The sequence below is a fragment of the Caldicellulosiruptor morganii genome, assembly GCF_026810225.1.
GTDB lineage: Bacteria > Bacillota > Thermoanaerobacteria > Caldicellulosiruptorales > Caldicellulosiruptoraceae > Caldicellulosiruptor > Caldicellulosiruptor morganii.
The window spans coordinates 2,452,512-2,475,467 of sequence record NZ_CP113865.1; the positions used below are offsets into that span (position 1 = coordinate 2,452,512).

General features: G+C 38.4%; 22 protein-coding genes. 5 read left to right on the plus strand and 17 right to left on the minus strand.

The window, feature by feature from the left end; all coding sequences use genetic code 11:
* Positions 1-26: 26 nt before the first annotated feature.
* Positions 27-1,310, minus strand: a complete 1,284-nt coding sequence (locus OTK00_RS11960) for an adenylosuccinate synthase (protein ID WP_045170048.1) — start codon at positions 1,308-1,310, stop codon at positions 27-29.
* A 391-nt stretch (positions 1,311-1,701) separates the two neighbouring features.
* Positions 1,702-2,742 carry a WG repeat-containing protein gene (locus tag OTK00_RS11965; RefSeq protein WP_052670792.1) on the minus strand — a complete coding sequence of 347 codons (1,041 nt, stop codon included), beginning with the start codon at positions 2,740-2,742 and terminating at the stop codon, positions 1,702-1,704.
* A gap of 315 nt (positions 2,743-3,057) precedes the next feature.
* Here OTK00_RS11965 and OTK00_RS11970 point away from each other — a divergent pair, with 315 nt between their 5' ends.
* The 3 genes from OTK00_RS11970 to OTK00_RS11980 all read left to right on the plus strand — a co-directional run bounded on the left by OTK00_RS11970 (position 3,058) and on the right by OTK00_RS11980 (position 6,234).
* Entirely contained in the window at positions 3,058-3,228 is a 171-nt protein-coding gene (locus OTK00_RS11970) for a helix-turn-helix domain-containing protein (RefSeq protein WP_241765427.1), read from the plus strand.
* Positions 3,229-4,374: 1,146 nt separating this feature from the next.
* Entirely contained in the window at positions 4,375-5,022 is a 648-nt protein-coding gene (thiT, locus tag OTK00_RS11975) for an energy-coupled thiamine transporter ThiT (RefSeq protein ID WP_045168639.1), read from the plus strand.
* A 186-nt stretch (positions 5,023-5,208) separates the two neighbouring features.
* Positions 5,209-6,234: a CAP domain-containing protein gene (locus OTK00_RS11980; protein ID WP_045168638.1), complete on the plus strand. Its 1,026-nt coding sequence runs from the start codon at positions 5,209-5,211 to the stop codon at positions 6,232-6,234.
* On the opposite strand, the gene OTK00_RS11985 is transcribed toward OTK00_RS11980, so the two are convergent.
* The 7 genes from OTK00_RS11985 to OTK00_RS12015 form a co-directional block, all read right to left on the minus strand.
* Complete coding sequence (locus tag OTK00_RS11985; protein WP_045168637.1) at positions 6,231-7,067, minus strand: fumarate hydratase; 837 nt, start codon at positions 7,065-7,067, stop codon at positions 6,231-6,233. The genes OTK00_RS11980 and OTK00_RS11985 overlap by 4 nt on opposite strands.
* A 39-nt stretch (positions 7,068-7,106) precedes the next feature.
* Entirely contained in the window at positions 7,107-7,742 is a 636-nt protein-coding gene (locus OTK00_RS11990) for a CvpA family protein (RefSeq protein WP_045168636.1), read from the minus strand.
* A 10-nt stretch (positions 7,743-7,752) separates the two neighbouring features.
* Positions 7,753-8,793, minus strand: coding sequence for a hypothetical protein (locus OTK00_RS11995; RefSeq protein ID WP_045168635.1), 1,041 nt, complete (start codon positions 8,791-8,793; stop codon positions 7,753-7,755).
* Positions 8,794-8,816: 23 nt separating this feature from the next.
* Positions 8,817-9,914, minus strand: coding sequence for a PP2C family protein-serine/threonine phosphatase (locus OTK00_RS12000; protein ID WP_045168634.1), 1,098 nt, complete (start codon positions 9,912-9,914; stop codon positions 8,817-8,819).
* 87 nt (positions 9,915-10,001) lie between these two features.
* Positions 10,002-10,514, minus strand: a complete 513-nt coding sequence (locus OTK00_RS12005) for a DUF4446 family protein (RefSeq protein WP_045168633.1) — start codon at positions 10,512-10,514, stop codon at positions 10,002-10,004.
* Positions 10,515-10,559: 45 nt separating this feature from the next.
* On the minus strand, positions 10,560-11,411 hold the full coding sequence (locus tag OTK00_RS12010; RefSeq protein WP_045168632.1) for a ParB/RepB/Spo0J family partition protein: 852 nt from the start codon (positions 11,409-11,411) through the stop codon (positions 10,560-10,562).
* A gap of 6 nt (positions 11,412-11,417) precedes the next feature.
* Positions 11,418-12,203 carry a ParA family protein gene (locus OTK00_RS12015; RefSeq protein ID WP_045168631.1) on the minus strand — a complete coding sequence of 262 codons (786 nt, stop codon included), beginning with the start codon at positions 12,201-12,203 and terminating at the stop codon, positions 11,418-11,420.
* Positions 12,204-12,419: 216 nt separating this feature from the next.
* Here OTK00_RS12015 and OTK00_RS12020 point away from each other — a divergent pair, with 216 nt between their 5' ends.
* Together OTK00_RS12020 and OTK00_RS12025 are read left to right on the plus strand one after the other, a co-directional pair.
* On the plus strand, positions 12,420-13,568 hold the full coding sequence (locus tag OTK00_RS12020; RefSeq protein ID WP_052670789.1) for a phosphate ABC transporter substrate-binding protein PstS family protein: 1,149 nt from the start codon (positions 12,420-12,422) through the stop codon (positions 13,566-13,568).
* 33 nt (positions 13,569-13,601) lie between these two features.
* A complete protein-coding gene (locus OTK00_RS12025; RefSeq protein ID WP_045168630.1) occupies positions 13,602-15,245 on the plus strand; it encodes an alkaline phosphatase in 1,644 nt (547 codons plus the stop codon).
* Positions 15,246-15,601: 356 nt separating this feature from the next.
* Here the strand turns inward: OTK00_RS12025 and rsmG are convergent, their stop codons facing one another.
* The 8 genes from rsmG to rpmH all read right to left on the minus strand — a co-directional run bounded on the left by rsmG (position 15,602) and on the right by rpmH (position 22,297).
* Entirely contained in the window at positions 15,602-16,315 is a 714-nt protein-coding gene (gene rsmG / locus OTK00_RS12030; RefSeq protein WP_045168629.1) for a 16S rRNA (guanine(527)-N(7))-methyltransferase RsmG, read from the minus strand.
* 46 nt (positions 16,316-16,361) lie between these two features.
* On the minus strand, positions 16,362-18,242 hold the full coding sequence (gene mnmG, locus OTK00_RS12035) for a tRNA uridine-5-carboxymethylaminomethyl(34) synthesis enzyme MnmG (RefSeq protein WP_045168628.1): 1,881 nt from the start codon (positions 18,240-18,242) through the stop codon (positions 16,362-16,364).
* Between the two features lie 52 nt (positions 18,243-18,294).
* A complete protein-coding gene (gene mnmE, locus OTK00_RS12040; RefSeq protein ID WP_045168627.1) occupies positions 18,295-19,662 on the minus strand; it encodes a tRNA uridine-5-carboxymethylaminomethyl(34) synthesis GTPase MnmE in 1,368 nt (455 codons plus the stop codon).
* 78 nt (positions 19,663-19,740) lie between these two features.
* The gene (gene jag / locus OTK00_RS12045; RefSeq protein ID WP_045168626.1) at positions 19,741-20,367 is read right to left on the minus strand and encodes an RNA-binding cell elongation regulator Jag/EloR; all 627 of its coding nucleotides are present in this window, start codon (positions 20,365-20,367) and stop codon (positions 19,741-19,743) included.
* Between the two features lie 31 nt (positions 20,368-20,398).
* Positions 20,399-21,415 carry a membrane protein insertase YidC gene (gene yidC / locus OTK00_RS12050; RefSeq protein WP_045168625.1) on the minus strand — a complete coding sequence of 339 codons (1,017 nt, stop codon included), beginning with the start codon at positions 21,413-21,415 and terminating at the stop codon, positions 20,399-20,401.
* 50 nt (positions 21,416-21,465) lie between these two features.
* The gene (yidD, locus tag OTK00_RS12055) at positions 21,466-21,693 is read right to left on the minus strand and encodes a membrane protein insertion efficiency factor YidD (RefSeq protein ID WP_045168624.1); all 228 of its coding nucleotides are present in this window, start codon (positions 21,691-21,693) and stop codon (positions 21,466-21,468) included.
* A gap of 3 nt (positions 21,694-21,696) precedes the next feature.
* Positions 21,697-22,056 carry a ribonuclease P protein component gene (gene rnpA / locus OTK00_RS12060; protein ID WP_045168623.1) on the minus strand — a complete coding sequence of 120 codons (360 nt, stop codon included), beginning with the start codon at positions 22,054-22,056 and terminating at the stop codon, positions 21,697-21,699.
* 106 nt (positions 22,057-22,162) lie between these two features.
* Positions 22,163-22,297 carry a 50S ribosomal protein L34 gene (gene rpmH / locus OTK00_RS12065; RefSeq protein WP_013291559.1) on the minus strand — a complete coding sequence of 45 codons (135 nt, stop codon included), beginning with the start codon at positions 22,295-22,297 and terminating at the stop codon, positions 22,163-22,165.
* Between the last annotated feature and the right edge of the window lie 659 nt (positions 22,298-22,956).

Genomic DNA, 22,956 nt, shown 5'->3' on the forward strand with positions numbered 1-22,956 from the left:
GCTCTTTCATTTTTTAGCCAAAGTACCTAAGCCTCTTTTACAATGATGTCTTCTCTTCCTGCACCTGTTCCAATCAAAAATACTTTTGCACCTGTTTCTTTTTCTATAAACTCAATATACTTCTGTGCACTTTTTGGTAGCTGATCATATTCCTTTGCTCTTTTTATTTCTTCCTCGTTCCAGCCGTCAAACTCTTCATAAACAGGCTCACATTCGGTTGCCACCTTCAGGGATGCCGGGAACAAATCGAGGATTTTGCCATTATGCCTGTAACCAACACACACCTTCACTTTTGGGAGATTTGAAAGAGTATCAAGCTTGGTGAGTGCAATCCTGTCAATTCCGTTAATCAAAACTGCATATCTTACAACCACAAGGTCAAGCCAGCCACAGCGCCTTGGTCTGCCGGTGGTTGTTCCATACTCATTGCCTTTCTGGCGAATTGTATTGCCTATTTCGTCAAAAAGCTCTGTTGGAAAGGGACCTTTACCAACCCTTGTTGTATATGATTTGACAACACCTATAACCTGCTGGATGTACTTTGGTGCAATCCCGGCACCAATGCAAAATCCGCCGGCTGTGGGGTGTGACGATGTAACGTACGGATATGTGCCATAGTCAAGGTCCAGCATTGTTGCCTGTGCACCTTCCAGTAGAACCTTCTTGCCCTCTTTTATGGCATCATTCAGAAGCTTTATTGTATCGGTTATATACGGCTTTAGAATCTCTCCATATCGCATAAACTGCTCTAAAAGCTCCCCGAACTTCATGGGTGTTTTATGATACACCTGTGTAAGTATTCTATTCTTTCGTTCATACACAATTCTCAGCTTGTGAATGAATTCTTCCTCGTCAAGCATATCACATACTCTCAAATTTGTTCGCTCTGTTTTGTCAGTGTATGCAGGACCTATTCCTCTTTTTGTTGTGCCAAGCTCTTCTTCCCCTCTTTGCTTTTCCTGCTCTTCGTCAAGTACTTTATGATACGGCATAACAAGATGTGCCCTGTCACTTATCCGGAGATTTTCTGTTGAGATTCCTTCTTTTTGCAGACTCTCTATCTCTTCAATCAGTGACTGTGGGTCGATTACAACACCATTGCCTATGATGTTTATCTTGTCTTTGTAAAGTATCCCGGATGGTATCAGGTGGAGTTTAAACACCCTGCCAAATGCTTCAACAGTGTGACCTGCATTATTGCCGCCCTGGGCACGCACAACAACATCAGCTTCTTTTGCCAGAAAGTCAACAATTTTGCCTTTGCCCTCGTCGCCCCACTGGGTACCAACTATTGCACGGATTTGTGACATCTCATCATACTCCTTTTTAAAAGCTATTTTCATAAAAATCCTTATATCAGAATAAAGCATGTTTTTTAAATACACAAACTTTCATTTATTTTTGGTAAGCCTTTTTTTTCTTTATATCACAAATAAATATACATTAACTATTTCAATTATGTTAATATGATTTATTAAACAGGCTAAATATTTTGTTTGAAAAGGAGTTTTTCAAAGTATTTTACAATTTTCAGCTCCCAAAATGCTGTCTTGGTATCATACAACAATTAAAATAAGCCATAGCTTCACATCTAACATATCTGATTCTCTTTTCTTCAACACAAGCGTTTACATCTTCCACTTGAAGCTATGGCTCAAATCATTTGTTTCTCTTGTAAAAAGAAGTTTTAAAAATTTTTAATTATTTGTTTTTCGTTGATTTGCTGGTCTTAAGTGGATTTGAAATAATACCCCACTTACCATCTTTTTTAACCCAGGCAAGTCCCTCAGAAAAAGCACTTACATTCTCAAATAAAATAGGAACAACTATTTTACCGGTTTTGTCAACAAAACCCCATTTCATTCCCTTATTCACTGCAGCAAGTCCTTCTGAAAACTTACCTGCACCATCGTATTGAGTGGGAATAACTATTTTACCGGAGCTGTTCACAAAGCCCCATTTGTTTTCTTTTTGAACCGCTGCTAATCCTTCTGAAAAATCACCCACTTCATCATATTGAACAGGAACAACAACTTTACCTGTCCTGTTTACAAAACCATATTTATTGTCTTTTTCCACTGCTATAAATCCTTCAGAAAAATCTCCTTCACAGCTAAACTTTATCGCTGTAACAACTTTTCCTGTTTTGTTTATGAAACTCCATTTTCCATTTTTTAATACCTCGGCAAGCCCTCCTGAGAATTTACCTGCATAATCGTAAACTAAAGAAACAACTGTTTTACCTGATTTATTAATATAACCCCATTTTCCATTTTTAGAAACTGCTGCAAGTTCTTCAGAAAACATACCAGCATAGTCATAGCTAAGTGAAATAACTATTTTTCCTTTTTTATCAATATAGCCCCATTTTTCGTTTTTCTTAACAGCTGCAAGTCCTTCAGAAAAGTTTAATGCATCATCATAATTGAAGGGAACCACAACTTTGCCTTTTTTATCAATAAAACCCCACTTCCCGTTTTTGGATGCCCTTGCAAATCCTTCCGAAAAAATATCTACAAAATCATACATTATTGGAATAACAACTTTACCTGTTTTATCTACAAAACCCCATTTACCATTTTTCTTAACTGGTGAAAGTCCATCGGAAAAATTTCCAACAAATTCAAAATCCAATGTTGGCTTTACAACAAAATTTTGAGTTCCACCACTTTTTGCCCAAGTTACAGGCAAAATGCTTATAATTAAAAGTCCAATAATGAAAATTGATAATAGCTTTTTCATCCTGTATCCTCCTCCATATTCTTTTCAATTTTCTCACCTATTGCACATACATTCAAAAAAGTGTTGTCAACATCTCAAAAGCCTAAAAATCTACCTTTCTTATTTCTACATTTTGGAAAACAAAGATTCGAAATCATAAGCTTGTATTTCTATTATAATTTAAAATTATACAATTGTAAATGGTTAGTTATAAGAGAATAGTGTCAGTCTGTTGTAAAATTAATGCAGCAGAGGCAATAAATATCGAAGCCATGGTTTCAAACTGTGTATGATATTAGTTGAAAATACAAAACCATACACAGGAGGTTTGAAGCTATGGCTTGTAATAATCATAGCACAAAGAGAAGAACATTTTTAAAACACTTAAGTAAAGTAGAAAGAGGAATTATACAGAAGCTGCTAAAATTAGGGTATTGTATAAGAGAAATAGCCATAGAATCAGGCAGAAGTGCAAGTACAATTTCACGCAATGCAAAAAAGACATAGTAACTCAAATAAAGAGTGCCCTGGGCACATTTGAAAAATACTTTTTTAAAGCTGTCTGGCTGTGTATGAAAAAAACAAAGCAAAATGCGGTAGAAAGAGTAAATTTTTAAAGCTTTAAAGGTTTTTAAAGTTTGCAGAAGAAAAGATGCTGAAAGATAAATGGTCACCGGATGCAGTAGTTGGATATTGTAAACAGGAACTTGGATTTAGGAAAGATGAGATGGTTTGTACAAAGACGCTATACAATTCGGATAGAAGGAGGAGAGTTTAAGAGTAAAGAACATAGATTTGCCTATTAAAGTTAGATTAAAGCCAAGAAAAGTAAAACACAAAAGAGCAAAGATTAAATCCAAGAGCAAAAGTATAGAAGAAAGACCGAAAGCCTGTAAACAACAGAGAAGAATTTGGCTATTTAGAGATTGATACTTTGATAGAAAGAAACTTAGTTTGGAAGGATATTTGTTATACCAGGCGGGGAAAGTTCATATGTCAAAAATCTGTTTATAAAGCTTCAAAAGATATTGGGAGACAAATTTAACAAAGTTTTCAGATAGTAGGACAAGTGATAATGGTAGTGAATTTAGAAAGCTTAGTAAGGTTTTAAATGAATTGGGTTTCTTGAGGATATTGCTACATCTGTATTCATCGTATAAGAAGCAAACAAATGAGCGCATGAATGGATTGATAAGGCGTTTTTACCTAAGGGTAAAGAGACAAGAGAAAATATCGAAAGAGGCAATAAAGAGGATACAAGACTTGGTACAACAGGCTTCTTAAGGAGAATATTCAACTACAAGAGCAGTATGGAAAAGTTTTTAGTGGAGATGAAGGAAATATGCAAAGCAGAGATAATAGAAAAGTTTTTAGCAGAAGCATAGGAAGTGGCGTATATATAGAGGGAAATATAGTATAAAATGGCAGCCGCCAACTTTCCTACAGGAAAGATAGTATATATTGGCAACTAATATCATACACAGTTGTTGCTTTAATCAACTTATAATTTCCAGCTTCATCAAAAAAAGCGTTGCATTTAATATTGCAATTTATATATTTTCCTTTTTGTATTGAAGAAATAAACATTGAGTGCTATTATTTTGAATAATAAGTTTAAATCCTAAAAATTCTGAAATGGAGAGAGATCCTAAAATGAGTGAATATTTATTCAGCGTCTTTAAGGATATTACAAAGCTGAAATGGTATTCAATAGCTATTGTATCTTTGCTGTTTTTGATCTCTTTATTTTTGATGGGCAGCAGAAGGCGTCAAACTCTTTCCACAAAAGCCATTGTATATGGCGGGCTTTGCATTGCACTTTCGTTTACTCTTTCCTTTATTAAACTTTACAGAATGCCACAGGGTGGTACCATAACACCGGCAAGCATGCTCCCACTTTTTGTATACAGTTATATTTTCGGACCTTTTGCGGGTGTTATTGCCGGGGTGGCCTATGGCATCCTGCAGCTGATACAGGACCCTTATGTTGTGCACTGGGCACAGCTTCTTTTGGACTATCCACTTGCGTTCGGCGCGCTCGGGGTTGCAGGATGTTTCAAAAAGAGCCTGCCAGCTGGAATTGTATTTGGCGGGCTTGGCAGGTTTTTTATGCATTTTGTATCAGGGTTTTTGTTTTTTGCATCCTATGCACCAAAAGGGACAAATCCTGTGTGGTACTCTGCCATTTATAACGCAACATACCTTGGTCCTGATTTAATTTTGTGTCTGATTGTTGCTCTGATACCGGGGGTAAGTAAAGCTATACAGCAGCTAAAAAAAGAAATTGTTCTAAAGCCATAACTTTCAGATTCTTTCTTAGCAGGTTTAAAAAAATAAGGGGATAGGAAATCGTTCTATCCCTTTTTTTGTTTTTACAATCAATTTAAGCTATAAATACCAGTAGCCCATTTTGGCTATGGTAAATGATTGTTAAGATGTGTTATAATGTTCATAGAATCCAATTAGAATTTCACCCGGGAGAAGGATATGAAATCCATCAGGAATTTTAAAGCTTTTATAAAGGTTATTGCTTTTGCTGTTATAATTTTGCTTGTTTCTGGATGTGCTTTTTCTGATCCAAATACCATTTTTCGGGGTAGCTTTACCGGCTTTGCTGCAATGCTCCAGACAAAGAGAAATGTCACTCTGTTTTGCTCAAAAGCATATTTTGATAAGATGTATGCGGATATAAAAAAAGAGACTTTGAAAAGTCCTTTTCAATTTGATTTTTATGCATCGCAAAATCCTGACGATTTTTTTGTCGCCGGCTTTGAAAATAACAGGCTTGTGCTTTTTTATACAAACTCAAAAAAATTTGCGGGAGTTCAGGGCATAAAAATTGGAAGTACTCTTAAAAGTATAAAAAGCTTGAAACTAAAGCCTTTAACCCAATTTGAAATAAAAGGTGAAGGGCATATATACACGTTCACAGATGAGAGACTGGGGAAAGATTATGATGCGCTGCTTTTTAGCAATGCTTATTATGTATTTATATTTTACGACAGGCTTGCAAACCCTTCGGTTGTGAATGGAATCTTTATGGTCAAAAAGAGTATCTGGGATGATTTTCTCATATCAGACTCTGTGCTTTTAAAACAAAAAACCCCGGGTGCTCTTGTATATTCTTTTGAGAGACTGAGCTATCTTCATCTAAACTCAGTAAGGGCTTCTCTAAAAAAGTCACTTTTTAAATACTCAGAGAAAATATCATCCTGTGCAAGGCTGCACTCACAAAACATGGCAAAGTACAATTTCTTCGGGCACACCGACGTGTTCGGGCAAAGCCCTGCAGACAGGTTTAAAAAACAGGGTATACTTTTCAAAAGGATGGGAGAAAACATAGCAATGGGAGAAAAGCTTCTTCCATTTTTCGCAAACCATCTTCTTTTAAATTCACCGGGGCACAGAGAAAATATCGAAGAAAATTTTGAATATGCGGGCATCGGCTGCGCAATTGACAGCAAAACTGAAAATGTCTACTATACACAGAACTTTGCAAACCTTCTAAATTAAATCTCAATCTTTATATGCCTTGCAACGTGGCAGCAGATGTTCACCGCAACAGGAAGCCCTGCTATGTGCGTTGGATATTCCTCAACAAAAACGTCAAGCGCGGTTGTTCTGCCACCAAACCCCTCAGGTCCTATTCCAAGCGCATTGATTTTATCAAGAAGCCTTGTTTCAAGCTCTGCAATGTATGGCTTTGCGCTGCGCTGACCGATGCTTCTCAAAAGTGCCCTTTTTGAAAGAATAGCTGCTTTTTCAAACGTCCCACCTATGCCAACACCAACAACTACAGGCGGGCATGGATCAGACCCCGCCTTTTTCACTGTCTCTACTACAAATCTCTCAATCCCTTCTATGCCATCTGCCGGGGTTAGCATGCAAAGTGCACTTTTGTTCTCGCTGCCAAATCCTTTGGGCATAAAATGAATTGTGATTCTGCTACCTTTTACAAAGTCAAAATGAATTATTGCAGGTGTGTTATCACCGGTGTTTATTCTCTCAATTGGACTTTTTACCATTGACTTTCGAAGGTAAAAGTCTTTGTATCCTCTTGCAACTGCCCTGTCAATTGCCTCTTTTATTGACCCCTCAACATACACATCCTCACCAATGTCAACAAAAAATACACATGCGCCTGTGTCCTGGCAAACGGGGCGCATTTTTTCCCCTGCCATCCGGATATTTTCAAGAAGATTTTCCAGGGTGTATTTTGCAATTCCTTCTTCATTTTCACAGGCATTTTGCAAAGCACACACAACATCTTCCGGAAGTTTGCAGTTTGCCTCATTTATCGCTTCATAAACCATTTTTTCGATTGTATCCGCTTTGACAACTCTCATAATTTTCATTCCCCCCTTTGTTCCTGTTCTTTTTAAAGCCTAAATTTTTAAACCAAGATACTGTTTCATCATCATTATAAGAATGTTATTTTCATACAAAAACTCGGCAAACATTGATGTCCTGATGAACTTCTGTGCTGTTTTGAAAAGCTCTGCATTTGGAAAGAAGTATATTATACTGAAGGCTATGTAGATTATTATAAGTGAAGCAGCAATGCCTGCTAAGAGCCCGGCAAAGCCGTCAACTGTACCTATCACAGGCACTTTTCGCATAAACCCGAGCGCATTTTTAATAGCCAAAATAGCAATCTTTGCCGCAATGAAGGTTGCTATCATCGCAATGAAGTTAATCAGCACAGCTGTTGCAGCATCCTGAAGGCTTTTGTTAAGTGCCTGGTGCGCCTGCACTGTGGCAGACCTGAAAAGCTCGGGCACAGCAGGCGAGATGGTATCCTTTAGTACCACCTTGTCCTTTACAAAGCTTTCTATTGCACCTTTCAAAGCAGAGGAGCTTTCAATTGCCCTGCTGACATACCTGTATCCCCAAACTGCTACAAACCACGAAATTATATATGACCCTAAGTCGAATGCCATTCGCAAAAGCCCTTTTCTGTAGCCCACCCACGCACCGGCAATCAAAACTATCAGAACAATCAAATCTGCTGAGTTTAACATTCTTTATCTTTTACCACCTTTCCTGGTAAAGCTTTATTCTATCATTATATATATAGTACAGCCTGTCTCTATTTATTACTGCCTTTACAAAACCAGAAGAATTTACTCTTAAAGTCTTTAACCTGTTCAAATTCAAAGAGTAAATTCTTATTTCATTCCCTCTTGATGTAACAATCTTTTCTGCATCCGCACACATCCAGTCAAACTCTTCTATCTGCTTTAACACAAAACTTTTTCTGAGCTTGCTGTAAACAAGAACTTTATTCTTTGCTAAAAGTATGTTTGGATTTCCCATAGCGTACTCGGGTGGTGCAGAGAACTCAAAAGCATTTATTCTGGTTTTGAGCTTGCTATCAAACACCTCTAACCTCTTCTGATTGTACAGAAGTATATTGTCTTCAATTGCATAGCATCTTCTTGCACTCTGAAGGTTTGCAGAAAGAAGCTTTGTCATGTAGATTCCTCTTTTGTCGGCAAGAGAAATTGCTATCTGGTTTGAATCTCTTGGCTTTAAAATGGCAACCGCAAAGGTGCCATTGAAGTCACAATCTATCACCTTTTCTTTGTATTTTACCGAAAAGATTATATTCTGATTTCTGTCGTACATTATAAGGTAGTCTTCACTTTTGCCCGACAGAAGCACCAGCACTTTGCCATTTTTCACCCTCACCTTTTCTATATTTGCAGGATACAGTATATCCTTTTGATCTTTGGATGATATTATGTGAAGATATCTTCCCCCCTGAACCCAGGCTACTGCAATCTCCCCGTCGGAGTATGCTCTGTGGTTTTGATAGGCAACCCTGTTCCATGTTATGCTATCCCCTGAAGATATTATCCCAATCCTGCCTCTGTATATCACAGCAATGCCACCTTTAATTGGAACAATGTCCTCATAATATTTTATACCTTGATACGTTTTTTTATATTCATAGCGCAAAAACATATACGGATGTATAAATTCCACTCCAAATATGTTGAGGCTCAGCAGGGTGGAAATTATCAGGGCAAAAAGTAGAATCAATTTATAAAAAGATTTGATTACTTTCATTGTTTTTCACGCCTTTTATGTTTTTAAATCCTTTCTATCATTAATATGGCTATGTCATCATCAAGGTCGGAAGCAAAATTTCTCAGGTCTCTTATCAAAAGCTCTGTGTTGATGTTTTTGATGCTCAAAATCCTTTTTATAAGTCTTTTTTTGCCATACATCTCACCCTGCTTGTTTCTGCTCTCAATAAGCCCATCAGAATAAAAGATGAGCTTATCACGCTTTTCCAGAACAGTTTCTTTTATCTCAAACCCCTGCTCAAGGTCAACCGATGCAATTGGCTGACCTTTCATTGAAAACATCTTTATTTTCTTGTTTGCTTTGAGAAGTACTGGCTCTGTGACATGCCCTGCAGAAATCATGCTGACCTTTCCTGTGCTTTTCTCAAGTATCCCCAGCACAACTGTTATGTACACCTCGCTCGGAAAGTTCATCTCAATGAAATCCAGAAGAACACCCTTCATAATTTCCTGTGCACTTTCTTCTATGTAGGTATGAGCATTTTTTATAATGCTCTGCTTTACAAACACTGTTACCATTGAAGCTAAAAGCCCATGCCCTGCCACATCTGCAACATAGAACACTATTCTGTCGTCAATGTTTATAACATCCAGAAAATCTCCTCCGAGCCTCTCGCATGGCTTGTAGGTATATGTAATTCTGTAGCCTTCTATTCTGGGAACAACCGGCAGAAGGGACTGTTGAAGCCTTTTTGCAAACTCCAAGTCCCTTTTTAGAATCTCGTTCTGTCGTCTTAGCCTTTCTTCAATCTTCCTCTGATCTGTGACATCCCTGAAAACCTCAACAGTGCCAATTACATTTCCCATTTCATCATGAATTGGAGAGCTTATGACATAGTAGATTTTGTCTTTGTGTGTGGCATATTTCATTGCCCTTGTATTTTCTTTCATCGCCCGCACGGCAATGCAATCTTCACATCGCTCATTTTTGCAAAAAAGTTCATAGCACTTCTGTCCGGTCTGATCGCCAAATACCTCTTTCAACATCGAGTTGCAAAATATAACAGTCCCATTTTTATCAATGACCCTGACAAGATCCAGCATTCCATTCAATACGCTTTCGTAAAAGCTCTTTGTAAAATACATTTTTTCAAACTCCATTTACTTTCTCCTGCCAGTGAGAAAATTTATTTTTGTTCTCACCGGCAGCAAGCCCCCTTTCTTTTGTGATATTTCAAGCAGCGTTTTTTATTCCTTTATCTCTTTTGCAAGGTAGTTTTTTCTTGCAAGGTCAATCGCCTGCATCTCTTCAGCAGAAAGCGGATATTTAGAAAGCCCATTTTCAACAGGCTTTGCATATATACTTGACCCCTCTCTTGAATATATGCTGTTTAAAACAACACCGTTGTCATACTCATCAAGCAGTGCTATTGCAAAGCTGAGTCTGCTGCCAACATTCTCAAATGCGTCATATCTGACAACCCCGAGCTTTTTGATGTTCAGCTTTGAATTTTCGCTGAGAATTCTGTAGCTTCTATGCAAAGCCTTTAAAACCTCTTCAAAGTATTCTATTTTCTCATTTGTTCTTTTCAATGTCTCCTCAATTGTTTTAAAATCCTCACTTTTAACAAGTGCCAGAAAGCACTTCTTCAGATTCTTATTCTTTGCTGATTGAATAAGCAGCGCAATAAAAAGTATCATATCTATTGCAAGAAGTGCAATTATAATCTGGTTTGAGTAGCTGCCAAGAAAATCTTTCATTTTGTTTTTGCCTCCTTTTTTGCAATGTTCCACGTGGAACATTTTCTACGGCATCAGAATTGAGATAATTTTCTCAAGCTCCTCATCACTTGTAAATTCAATCTCAACCTTCCCCTTCTTTTTCTTCCTGTAAATCTTCACTCTGAGCCCAAATATCTTCATGAGATTTTCCTCAAGTTCTTTTAGCACTTCATCTTGAACTTTTTCCCTTTCCTGTTCCTTCTTTACCTTTATAATCTCCTCAAGTTCTCTCACACTCAAATTCCTGTCAACAACAAGCCTTGCTAAGTTTTCTCGCTCATTTTCATCTTCAACCGACAGAAGTACCTTCGCATGCCCTTCTGAAATCTTCCCTTCAATAATCATCTGCAATATATTCTCACCAATGTTCAATATTCTAAGCAGATTTGCAATCTTTGACCTTGAAATTCCAAGTTTTCTGGCAAGCTGATCCTGGGTATAACCGTATTGATCAATAAGCTTTTTGTAAGCAAGTGCTTCTTCGTATGGGTTTAAATCCTTTCGCTGAATATTTTCAATAAGTGCAATTTCGGTTGTATTTGAATAATCTCTCACAATACACGGAACTTTTTTAAGCCCGGCAAGCCTGCAGGCTCTAAGCCTTCTTTCACCGGCTATCAAAACAAACTTTTCCCCTTCTTTTCTCACAATAAGTGGCTGGATAAGTCCAACACTTCTGATTGACTGTGCAAGCTCTTCTATTTTGTCCTCATCAAAAATCTTTCTTGGCTGTTTTTCTGAAGGGAAGATTTTATCAATCTCTATCTCTTCTATTGTTTCACCCGCATCTTTTTGCACATTTTCAATGTTATCTTCTATACCTTTGCTACTGTCTTCAAAAAGCGCATCAAGCCCTTTTCCAAGCCTTTTTTTCATGAAAAATTACACCTCTTTTGAATTTTTCTTTTCAACCCTCATCATGTACTCTTCAGCAAGCTCCATGTACGCCCTTGCCCCTTTTGAATCAGGGTCATAAAAGATTCCCGGAAGTCCAAATGAAGGCGCCTCGGAAAGTCTAACATTTCTTGGAATTATGCTAAAAAAAACCTTCTCGCCAAAATATCTTCTTACCTCTTCCACCACCTCAACTGAAAGGTTGGTTCGCGAATCAAACATTGTAAGAACAACACCGTCAATCTCAAGGTGTCTGTTTAAATGTTTTCTAACAAGATTTATTGTATTTGAAAGCTGTGAAAGCCCTTCTAAAGCATAGTACTCACACTGAATTGGTATTATAACAGAATCGGATGCAGCCAGAGCATTCAGCGTTAACAATCCCAAAGACGGCGGACAGTCAATAAATATGTAATCATATTCATCTTTTACAGATTCAATAGCATCTTTCAACCTGTATTCCCTTGCAATCATAGAAACAAGTTCAATCTCACTTCCTGCCAGATTCACATTTGCAGGGCACACATCAAGGTTCTCAAACCTGTTCTTTATTATAGTCTCTTTTATATCTGCGCTTCCTATCAAAACCTCGTATGTAGTTTTATTCAGAATTTTTTTGTCAATTCCAAAACCACTTGTGAGATTGCCCTGGGGGTCACAGTCAATAGCCAGAACTTTTCTGCCTTTTGAACTTATAGCAGCAGACAGATTCACACAGGTTGTTGTTTTTCCAACCCCGCCTTTTTGATTTACAACTGCCACAACTCTTGCCATAGCCTCTGCCTTTCTCCACTACTTTTTAATTAGATTATATCACAAGAATGTTCCACGTGGAACATTTTGTATCTATGATTTAACATTTTTTTTACATTCTTTAAACATAAGTTTAACCCAAACTAAACAAAAATTTAACATAAGCTTAATATAAAATAAACAAAACTTTAATATACTTAAAACTGAAAAAAACAGACTTGAGGAGGGGTTTTAAAGATGAAAAGCTTCAAGGTTTCAAACAAACTGCTCTTAGCTGTGGTTTTAACTTGCTTTGCAATGTCAATTTTGCTAACAGGTATCTTTGCATTTGGACAGTCACTTGTTGTCAAGTCAAAATCACTTCCAGCAACTGTATTGCAAAAACAGATTGTAATCACATTTTCAGAAGAGATCTCAAAAGGTCCAAATTTCAAAAAGATAGCACTTCTAAAAAATAAAAAGACGAAAGTTCCAATTTCAGCATCTATATCTGCCAACAAGCTTGTTGTGGCAATCAAACAATCACTTGTTGCAAAAGCACAGTACCAGCTTACAATTCCCGCAAATGCCGTTAAAGGCTCAAAAGGAGGTTCCAACTCAGAGCTGAAATTTTCTTTTATTCCACAGTCAACATCGGCAAACCTTTCTGGAAGGATACTCATTGCAGGCTCAACATCCGTTCAGCCCATTGCCGATGAGCTTGCAAGGTATTTCATGCAGCAAAATCCAAAGGTTTCTATTGAGGTTCAGGGCGGTGGATCTTCTGTTGGAATAAAATCAGCAATTCAGGGGATTGTTGACATTGGGACATCATCAAGAGAGCTTACAGAGGATGAATCAAAACAGCTCTCTTCAAAGGGCTGGCAGGAAATAAAGATTGCAGCAGATGGAATAGCAGTAATTGTTCACAGGACAAATCCGGTTCCAAATCTTACAATTGATCAGATAAGAGACATATTCTCGGGCAAAATTAAGAACTGGAAAGATGTTGGTGGCAAAAACTCTCCCATTGTGGTTGTCACACGTGAGGAAGGCTCAGGCACAAGAGGAGCTTTTGAAGAGATAGTTATGGGGAAAAATGCAAGGATAACCGATTCTGCAATAGTGCAGCCATCAACAGGTGCTGTCAAAACAACAGTGTCACAGGATGAAAATGCAATAGGATTTATATCAATAGGTGCCATGGACAGCACAGTAAAAGGGATAAAAGTTGACGGAGTTGAACCAACAGAGAAAAATGTTAAGCTTGGAAAGTACAAGATCAAAAGACCATTCCTGTTTTTAGTATCAAAGAGTCCAAGCAAAGTGACAAAAGCATTTGTGGATTTTGTCCTCTCTGATGAAGGTCAGGCAATTGTCGCAAAGAATTATATTTCAGTTAAATAAAACATGACATAAAAACAAAAGGGGGTAATTTGTGTGAAGAATTTTTTAAAGTTTAAAAAGACTGCAATAATCTCACTGCTTCTTATTCTGTGCCTTGTTCTCAGCAGCTTTGTGTTTGCCACAGGTGAAACTGATGAAAATTCTAACAAAGTAAAAAATGTCATTCTTATGATTCCGGATGGCATGACAATAGCCCATACAACTTTAGCAAGGTGGTATCAGGGCGGCGAACCACTTGCAATGGATGAGTTAGCCTGCGGACTTGTGAGAACATATTCAGCAAACAACCCAATAACAGACTCTGCACCGGCTGGAACTGCATATGCAACAGGATACAAAACACAAAACAGATACCTTTCAATCTTCCCCGAAATCTCTTCAATGCCAGGCGTTGGTCAGGTTGAAGAAAAAGACTTTTACAAACCAATTGTGACAATCTTAGAAGCAGCAAAAAAATCTGGAAAGTCAACAGGGCTTGTTGTGACATGCCAGTTTCCTCATGCAACACCTGCAGCATTCGCATCACATTCAGATAACAGAAACGACTATGAAAACATAGCCGAACAGATGGTGTATAACAGGGTGGATGTCGTCTTTGGCGGTGGATGGAAATATATCGGCAAAAATTCGCGCAAGGACAAAGAAGACCTTGTAAGCTATCTCAAACAAAACGGTTTTGAAGTGACAAACAGCTGGGAGGTTGCAAAAAACTATTATGGTAGCAAAATCTGGGGGCTTTTTGCACAGGATTATATGCACTACGACATTGACAGAAATGGCACAGGTGAACCCTCCTTGGCTGAGATGACACAAAAAGCACTTCAGATTCTTTCAAAAAATAGAAATGGATTTTTCCTTATGGTTGAAGGAAGTGAGATAGACTGGGCATCACACGCAAATGACCCGGTTGGTGTTGTATCGGATGTGCTGGCATTTGACAGGGCAGTAAAAGTAGCCTTAGATTTTGCAAAATCAAGAAATGACACAGCGGTGATAATTGCACCTGATCACACCAATGGCGGAATGACACTTGGCAACTATTCAGCTTCAGCAGATTCTGTTCTTTTGAACAACTTTTTAAAATACATCAGAAAAGCAACAAGGACAGGCGCAGGAGTTGAAGAAATTCTTGGAAATAACAGGACAGATGAGAACATCAAAAAGGTAGTCTCAAAGTACTATGGAATTGATAATCTGACACAGGATGAGATAAATGCAATCAAAAACGCACCTGCAGGAAGGCTAAATTACGTTCTGGGTCCAATGATAAGCAAACGCTCGTATATAGGCTGGACCTCAAATGATCACACAGGTGAAGAGGTTGTTCTATATGCATATCATCCAAACGGATATGTTCCACATGGTGTTATAGACAACACAGAAGTGTGCGATTACATGGCTGAGATTATGGGAATAGACCTTGGAAGCTTTAACGAAAATGCATATATCTCAAATGCAGATTTAGAAGAAAAAGGTTATGATGTTTTTATTGATACAGGCAATCCATATAATATTCAGCTTGTTATCAATAGTAAAGGAAAGACATATACCATACCACAGAACAAGAATGTGTTGATTGAAGGAAATAAACAGTATACTTTGAAATATGTAAGTGTTTACATTCCAGGTGCAAAGAAGTTCTTTGTCTCAAGCGAAGTAGAAGACTTACTGAAGTAAAAAAAGACCATTTTAAAATGCCCTCACAAAAAACTGTGAGGGCATTTTTTTACATAAAAAAAGTACCTCCTCACTTTTTATGAGGAGGTCTGCGGGGATTTTTTATTTATTCTAACGATTATTTAGTAGTATGCCTCGGTTTTATTTTCTCTTATATCATAATTTATATCAGTTTTTTGAAAAATTTTCAATGCCTTTTTTATTGTATTGTAATAAACATCCCCTCGCTACTCTTTCCCCTTATTCTTTTGTCCTATTTCTGTTTATTAAAATTCTATATCAATTTAAAATTCTATTCCTTTTATTTTAAGATTTTTCAGACATTTTCAGATAAGTTTTGACAAATTTTTTCCAATTTACAGCGGTTTTTTTAAAATTTGTTTTGTATTTCTTGGGAAATTCATCGGAGTTTGTCGCAATTTTCTTATGACAATTACGCTCCTTTTATATTCTGACTCGGGCAGAAAAAACCTTTCTATGTTTTCAATCGTGCCACCGAGCAGCTCAACTGCACCTTTTGCCTCATCCACCTCAGAGTCACATTCATAACCTTTTTGAGCCAGAAACACACCGCCTTCTTTCAAAAGAGGAAGGGCATACTCGCAAAGGATATTCAGCCTGTCAACAGCTCTTGCAAATGCAAAATCAAATCTTTCTCTATAATGTGTATTTTTCCCGAGCTGCTCTGCACGTGCACATACAACCTCAACACCCGACAGCCCCAGATAGTCTTTTGCCTCAATTATGAAATTGCACTTTTTTCTATTTGAGTCATTCAGGACAATGCTCATGCTTGGCACAGCAATCTTCAAAATAAGCCCCGGCACACCAAACCCGGAACCAATATCAATCGCACTGAAGGTATTTTGATTGTGATCCTGAATAAACTTCAGCAAAGACAGAGAATCGGCAATGTGCTTTATCACAAACTCATCCCTGTCAACAATAGCCGTAAGATTCAAAAGTTTGTTCTTTTCAAGTGTAAGGTCTATAAACCTCAAATAAAGCTGTTTTGCAACAGCACCGTTTTTCACATTGTAAACTTCCAAAACCCTGTCCAAAAGGTCCATTTTTATCCTTCTCCTTTTAAAACTTTAAAAAGCCAAAAAATAGCTTTTATTTTATACTTCTCTTTGCCTGCTCAAGCCATATTAAAAGTACCGAAATATCGGCGGGTGAAACACCCGAAATTCTCGACGCCTGACCAATTGAAGCAGGTCTTATCTGAGAGAGTTTCTGTTTCGCCTCGGTCGAAAGCCCCGAAATCTGGTTGTAATCAACCCACTCGGGAATCTTTTTGTTCTCAAGCTTTTTAAACTGCTCTATCTGCTGCAGCTGTTTTTTGATATATCCTTCATATTTTATCTCAATCTCAACTTCTTCTTTCACAGATCGTGGCAGGTCAGGTCGCTGCGGGTCAATCTCCCGCAGAGCTTCGTACGAAAGCTCGGGTCTTTTCAAAAGCTCTGAAAGCTTCACTCCGGTTGAAATAGGTGATGATCTATACTCTGTTAAAAGTCTGTTCACCTTTTCGCTCGGTGCTATAACAGTCTTTTTCAGGCGTTCTATCTCATCTTCAATCATCTTTTTCTTCTGTAAAAACTTCTGGTACCTTTCTTCTGATATAAGTCCTATCCTGTAGCCTATCTCTGTAAGTCGCAAATCGGCATTGTCCTGGCGCAAAATGAGCCTGTACTCAGCCCTTGATGTCATGATTCTGTACGGTTCATTAGTCCCTTTTGTAACAAGGTCATCTATCAGAACACCAATGTATGCCTGTGACCTGTCCAAAACAAGCATTGGTTTACCTTTTACATACATAGCAGCATTGATTCCTGCTATAATACCCTGCGCTGCTGCCTCTTCATACCCGGATGTGCCGTTTATCTGACCTGCCGAGAAAAGCCCTTTGATCTTTTTAAACTGCAAAGTTGGCTCAAGCTGAAGAGGGTTTATGCAATCATACTCAATCGCATACGCAGGGCGCATTATCTGAACATTTTCAAGACCAATTACGCTTCTGTACATCTTTATCTGCACATCCTCCGGAAGGGAGGTGGACATGCCCTGAACATACATCTCATCGGTATCCATACCCATTGGTTCAATGAACACCTGATGGCGCAACCTGTCAGAAAACCTCACAACCTTGTCTTCAATAGACGGACAGTACCTTGGTCCAACACCCTGTATAAGCCCGGTAAAAAGCGGTGCACGGTGAAGATTTTCTCTTATTATTTTATGAGTCTCTTCTGTTGTGTATGTCAGGTAGCATGGCACCTGCTCGATATTCAGATCCTCGTTTTCAAAAGAAAACGGGGTTATAACCTCATCTCCATGCTGAATCTGCATCCTGGAAAAATCTAAAGACCTCCTGTGCACACGCGCAGGAGTGCCTGTTTTGAACCTCATCATTTCTATACCCAGCTTTTTTAAGCTCTCAGTCAGGTGCTTTGCAGGGTGCATACCATCAGGTCCGCTGTCGTAGACTGTCTCACCTATTATAACTTTGCCGCCAAGAAATGTGCCGGTTGCAAGCACAACCGCTTTTGCTTTAAATATCGCACCTGTTGTGAGCCTGACACCTGTGACTTTGCCATCTTCTACTAAAATATCGCAAACCTCACCCTGTCTGATATCAAGGTTTGGCTGGCTCTCGAGCACCCTTTTCATATACAGCCTGTATTTTGCCCTGTCACACTGAGCCCTGAGCGAGTACACAGCAGGACCCTTTGCCCTGTTGAGAATCCTCACCTGGATTGCTGCTCTATCTGCTGCCCTGCCCATCTCACCGCCAAGCGCATCTATCTCACGCACCAGGTGCCCTTTGCCTGTGCCACCTATACTGGGGTTGCAGGGCATATTCCCGATTGAGTCCAAATTTATTGCAAACACAATGGTTTTAAGCCCAAGCCGTGCTGAAGCTAAAGCTGCCTCACACCCGGCATGACCTGCACCAACCACAGCAACATCATACTCACCCGCAACAAACTCCATTTTTTTCTACATAAGCCCCCTTTCAAAACTTTTTAAAGTAAACCTTAAGTTCCTACTTTCCAATACAAAACATCGAAAATATTCTCTCGACCATATCTTCTGTGACTTTTCTTCCTGTTATCTGATAGATGCTATCAAGTGCATTTTTGATGTCAATCGAAAGAATGTCAAGCGGAAAGCTTTTTATGTTCTGCTTTGCACTTTCCAGATACTCTCTTGCTTTTGACAAAAGCTCCTTGTGACGCAGGCTTGTTATTATCACCTCATCAAATGCCTCAATGCCCTGACCCAAAATTGTCTCTTTTATTGCCTTTTCGACAGCTTCTAAGTTTTCATCCTTTGCAAGAGATATGAATATCCCTTCCTTCCCGAAAGCTCTTTTTATATCATCCTGTGTTATATTTATCCCTCTGTCAGTCTTGTTAACAAGCACAATGAACTTTTTGTGCTTTATATTCTCAAAAATCTCCATGTCCTCGGGGGTTATTTTGCACGCCTCAACCATGAAAATTACAAGATCCGCCCTCTCAACACTTTTGAGCGTCCTCTGCACACCTATCTTTTCAACAACATCCTCTGTCTGTCTAACACCGGCAGTGTCAACAAGTACAACTGGTATACCCTCAATGTCCAGAACCTCTTCAATGACATCCCTTGTGGTTCCAGGAATGTCTGTGACAATTGACCTTTCCTCTTTCAGGAGCCTGTTTAAAAGCGAAGACTTACCAACGTTGGGTCGTCCAACAATCACCGTGTAGATCCCGCTTTTTATAGCCTTCCCTGTTTCATAGGTTTTCAAAAGCCCATCTATCTTCTCAAGAGCAGCATCAATGCTATTTTCAATCTCCTCATCGGAAAGCTCAGAAACTTCATGTTCAGAAAAGTCAATTGACGCCTCGATTGAGGATATGAGATTCAGCAAAATCTCGGAGATTTCATCTATCTTTTTTGAAACAGCACCTTTTAGCTGCTTGGCTGCCGCTTTTTGCAAAAGTTCGGTTCTTGAATTTATTATATCAACAATTGCCTCTGCCTGTGCCAGATCAAGCCTGCCGTTTAAAAACGCTCTTTTTGTAAACTCACCGGGCATTGCATGGCGCGCCCCGTTTCTTATTATCGCTTCCAAAATTCTTCGCAAAACCACCATCCCGCCGTGGGCCTGAATCTCAACCACATCCTCACCGGTGTATGAATGTGGCGACCTGAACTTTATTAAAATTGCCTGGTCTATAAACTCTTCATTATCATACACTTCAACCAGTGCAGCATATCTCACAGGAATATCATAAACACTGCCAAATTTCTTGCTTTTTATTATCTTCCCTGCAATCTCAAAAGCACTTTGCCCCGAAATCCTGATTATTCCTATCCCACCTGTACCGATTGGAGTAGAAATGGCAGCAATTGTATCAAACTCCATAATTCATTTCCCCTCTTCAAGTTTTTGAAATATACAAACAAAGCAGGGTAAAATTCTCACCCTGCTTTGCACCATTTTTTATTTCAAGGTTATAACAACCTTTCTGTACGGCTCTTCCCCTTCCGAGTAGGTTGTGACAAACCTGTGGTTCTGGAGTGTTGTGTGTATTATCCTTCTTTCATAGGGCGTCATGGGCTTCAGTTTTATACTCCTCTTGCTCCTTGCAACCTTGTCAGCTAAAGCAAGCGCCAAGCGCTTGAGTCTCTCTTCCTTCTTCTTTCTGAAGTTCTGACAGTTAAGGATTATTCTTACAGATTCCTCTTCAGGCACACCCCTGTTCACAACAATGCCTGTTAAAAATTGGAGCGCGTCCAGAACCTCCCCGTCCTTTCCAATCAGTTGATAGGTATTCTTCCCAAAAAGGTTCACCTTTAAAAATTCTCCCTCTTTGAAAATATCAATCTTCTCAAGCTTAACATTCATCCTGCTGCACACGCTCGACAAAAACTCCTGAATCTTCTCCTCGGGTGTTTGCTTCAGCACAACCCTTACCTTTGCCGGCTTTGATCCGATTATCCCAAAAAGACCTTTTGACCCCTCATCAAGCACCTGAACTTCAACCTTATCACGCCCAACACCGAGCTCTTTTAATGCAAGCTCCACAGCCTCATCCACCGTTTTTGCAACCTTTTCCACCCATTTCATAAACGTGTGACCTCCACAAAGTAATTTTACATTATCTTTTCTTCTTTTTGCTACTGCTCTGCGACCTTGTCATTTGCTGCTTAAGCCTTTCCAGCTCTTTTTTCCTCATCTTCTCTTCTTCATTTTCATCTTCTTTTCCGGTAGCTTCAACAGATCTTTCTTCCTGGTTTTCTTCTTTGCTTTCTAACTCATCCTTCTTCTGGTTATCCTTTGCCTTTTCAAGCTGTTTTCTTCTCTCTTCTTCCTCTTTTTTGTGCTTCAGTTTCTTGTAAACAACCTCATTTGCAATAAACTGCTGCAAAATGGTAAATAGATTCACAACAGTCCAGTACACAACAAGCCCGGATGGTACCTGCAGCGCAATGAAGTAAGACATGAGAGGGCTGAAAATCATCATTGTCCTGTTAATACCCTCGGCCATAGCGTTTGACTGGGATTGTGCATACTGTGGATTGAACCTTTTCTGGCTGTTTGTGGAATAAAAGACTGATAAAAACATTGTGGCAGCACTCAAAATGGGCAAAACAATCAGCTCTTTTTGCGCAAGATTGATACCAAAAAAGTGCATGTCAAGCCCAAGCTTTTGCGCCTCGTTGATTATGGTTTGAGTTATTGCATACCCGGCTTTGCCCTGAACAAGGTCTTTAACATACTGATGGCTTTTTCCGAGCACGTATACAAGCGGGTTCTGAAATACATAGTAGAGTGCAAACAATATGGGAATCTGAACCAGAAGAGGCCAGCACCCACCCGCAGGGTTATACCCTGTCTCCTGGTAGAGCTTTAGCATCTCTTCCTGCATCTTTTTCTGATCATTTTTATACTTTTGCTGGATCTCCTGAATCCTTGGTGCAACCTCTGCCATCTTTGAGGTGGACTGAATCTGCTTTATATAAAGAGGAAGAAGCAGCCCTCTTACAATCAATGTAAGAAGTATGATGGCTATACCATAGCTGCCCGGGATGTGCAACCCATACAAAAAGTCATATATTAACTTCAAGAGCCTTCCAAGTGGAATCGCCAGAAAATCAAGCCATGTAGGATTCAAAATTCTTTTCCTCCTTGACCCTGCAAATTTGATATTTACACTTAAAATATTCACTTTAACGGGTCATAACCGCCCGGATGAAACGGGTGACATTTCACAATTCTTTTAAGTCCGAGCCAGAGCCCATAAAATCCATACTTTTCTATCGCCTGCAATGTGTACTCCGAGCATGTGGGGTAAAACCTGCAACTTGGCACAACCTTTATCGGCGAGATTACCTTCTGATAAAATCTTATCAAAATTTTTAGAGTCAGTAAAATATATTTCTTTGCCCTCATTTTTCATTCCTCTTTGAAAAGTCTCAACCTTCTAAAAGCTCTCTCAAGCTCATCCCTGTAATCTTTTAAAGCTATCTCTCTTGCCTTTATCTTCTCCTGCTTTGTTTTTCTTGCCAGAACCACTATGTCAAACCCTTTTTTTATCCTTTCAAAATTTTCCACATACCATGCCTTTATAATCCTTTTAAACCGATTTCTTGCTGTTGCCTTGCCAAGCTTATACGACATTGAAACTCCAAACCTGCTGTATCCAAGCCCGTTTTTTTTCGAATACACAACTATCTTCTCTTCAGCTGCAAATCTCCCTTTTTTTATACACGCCTCAAACTCTTCACTTTTTTTAATGCTGACTATCTTTTTCATCCTCTGCTATATTCCTTTTTATACCTTTTTGAATATTTCCGGTTTGATTTTATCATAAAGTTTTTTTAAGCAAAAAGACCACCTTTTGCCTTTAGCAGTGGTCTTTTTAAACAGCAAGTCTCTTTCTGCCTTTTAATCTTCTTCTCTTGAGAACCTTTCTACCACCTTTTGTTCTCATTCTGACCAAAAAACCATGTGTTCTTTTTCTTCGCTTGTTATGTGGCTGGTATGTTCTTTTCATATTATTCCACCTCCTGCTATAAATTTTCCAAAAACTTATATAACCATATTAGAATCAATTGTTCACCTTTAAAATCTACAATAAAACAAAATTTATTATACTCCAAAAGGCAGTAAAAAGTCAAAGGGTTAAAAGCTAATTATCGAAAAACTGTGAATCGACTTTCTATAAAAAATATGTCAACCAAAACAATTCTCAGTTTTATTAAAAATCGAATCTTAAATATGAATTCAAGGCTTATGTTAACTTAAGAATTAAAAAATCCTTAAAAAGCCTCTTAAAATTAAAAACCTTGAAGTCAACCATTGTTAATTCAGATTTTCACATGTGAAAAAAGGATTTTTATAAAATTAATCAACAGAAGTAATCCACATATCCACAGATTTTATCCACAGGTTTTTAACATGGTGTAAATAATTTTTCCACTGTGGAAAATTTATTTGCCGAAAAATAATTTCTTGTTGATGTGAATATTTTTTTTTGATATATTTATAAGTGCCCATGGAAATATGTAAACAAATTTTCGTGTGTGAAAAATATTTATCCACAGTTGTTGATAACATTGTGGATAAATTCTAATGTTCAGGTTTTTATATTTCTTATGGACATTTTAAATTATCCACAATAAATCAAATTACATACTGCAAGGGTGATTTTTT

What these genes read in the sequence shown, in the direction of transcription:
- OTK00_RS11960 (WP_045170048.1), bottom strand. Translation starts at nt 1,310, where the DNA reads ATGTCACAAATCCGTGCAATAGTTGGTACCCAGTGGGGCGACGAGGGC.
- OTK00_RS11965 (WP_052670792.1), bottom strand. Translation starts at nt 2,742, where the DNA reads ATGAAAAAGCTATTATCAATTTTCATTATTGGACTTTTAATTATAAGC.
- OTK00_RS11970 (WP_241765427.1), top strand. Translation starts at nt 3,058, where the DNA reads ATGGCTTGTAATAATCATAGCACAAAGAGAAGAACATTTTTAAAACAC.
- thiT (WP_045168639.1), top strand. Translation starts at nt 4,375, where the DNA reads ATGAGTGAATATTTATTCAGCGTCTTTAAGGATATTACAAAGCTGAAA.
- OTK00_RS11980 (WP_045168638.1), top strand. Translation starts at nt 5,209, where the DNA reads ATGAAATCCATCAGGAATTTTAAAGCTTTTATAAAGGTTATTGCTTTT.
- OTK00_RS11985 (WP_045168637.1), bottom strand. Translation starts at nt 7,067, where the DNA reads ATGAGAGTTGTCAAAGCGGATACAATCGAAAAAATGGTTTATGAAGCG.
- OTK00_RS11990 (WP_045168636.1), bottom strand. Translation starts at nt 7,742, where the DNA reads ATGTTAAACTCAGCAGATTTGATTGTTCTGATAGTTTTGATTGCCGGT.
- OTK00_RS11995 (WP_045168635.1), bottom strand. Translation starts at nt 8,793, where the DNA reads ATGAAAGTAATCAAATCTTTTTATAAATTGATTCTACTTTTTGCCCTG.
- OTK00_RS12000 (WP_045168634.1), bottom strand. Translation starts at nt 9,914, where the DNA reads ATGGAGTTTGAAAAAATGTATTTTACAAAGAGCTTTTACGAAAGCGTA.
- OTK00_RS12005 (WP_045168633.1), bottom strand. Translation starts at nt 10,514, where the DNA reads ATGAAAGATTTTCTTGGCAGCTACTCAAACCAGATTATAATTGCACTT.
- OTK00_RS12010 (WP_045168632.1), bottom strand. Translation starts at nt 11,411, where the DNA reads ATGAAAAAAAGGCTTGGAAAAGGGCTTGATGCGCTTTTTGAAGACAGT.
- OTK00_RS12015 (WP_045168631.1), bottom strand. Translation starts at nt 12,203, where the DNA reads ATGGCAAGAGTTGTGGCAGTTGTAAATCAAAAAGGCGGGGTTGGAAAA.
- OTK00_RS12020 (WP_052670789.1), top strand. Translation starts at nt 12,420, where the DNA reads ATGAAAAGCTTCAAGGTTTCAAACAAACTGCTCTTAGCTGTGGTTTTA.
- rsmG (WP_045168629.1), bottom strand. Translation starts at nt 16,315, where the DNA reads ATGGACCTTTTGGACAGGGTTTTGGAAGTTTACAATGTGAAAAACGGT.
- mnmG (WP_045168628.1), bottom strand. Translation starts at nt 18,242, where the DNA reads ATGGAGTTTGTTGCGGGTGAGTATGATGTTGCTGTGGTTGGTGCAGGT.
- mnmE (WP_045168627.1), bottom strand. Translation starts at nt 19,662, where the DNA reads ATGGAGTTTGATACAATTGCTGCCATTTCTACTCCAATCGGTACAGGT.
- jag (WP_045168626.1), bottom strand. Translation starts at nt 20,367, where the DNA reads ATGAAATGGGTGGAAAAGGTTGCAAAAACGGTGGATGAGGCTGTGGAG.
- yidD (WP_045168624.1), bottom strand. Translation starts at nt 21,693, where the DNA reads ATGAGGGCAAAGAAATATATTTTACTGACTCTAAAAATTTTGATAAGA.
- rnpA (WP_045168623.1), bottom strand. Translation starts at nt 22,056, where the DNA reads ATGAAAAAGATAGTCAGCATTAAAAAAAGTGAAGAGTTTGAGGCGTGT.
- rpmH (WP_013291559.1), bottom strand. Translation starts at nt 22,297, where the DNA reads ATGAAAAGAACATACCAGCCACATAACAAGCGAAGAAAAAGAACACAT.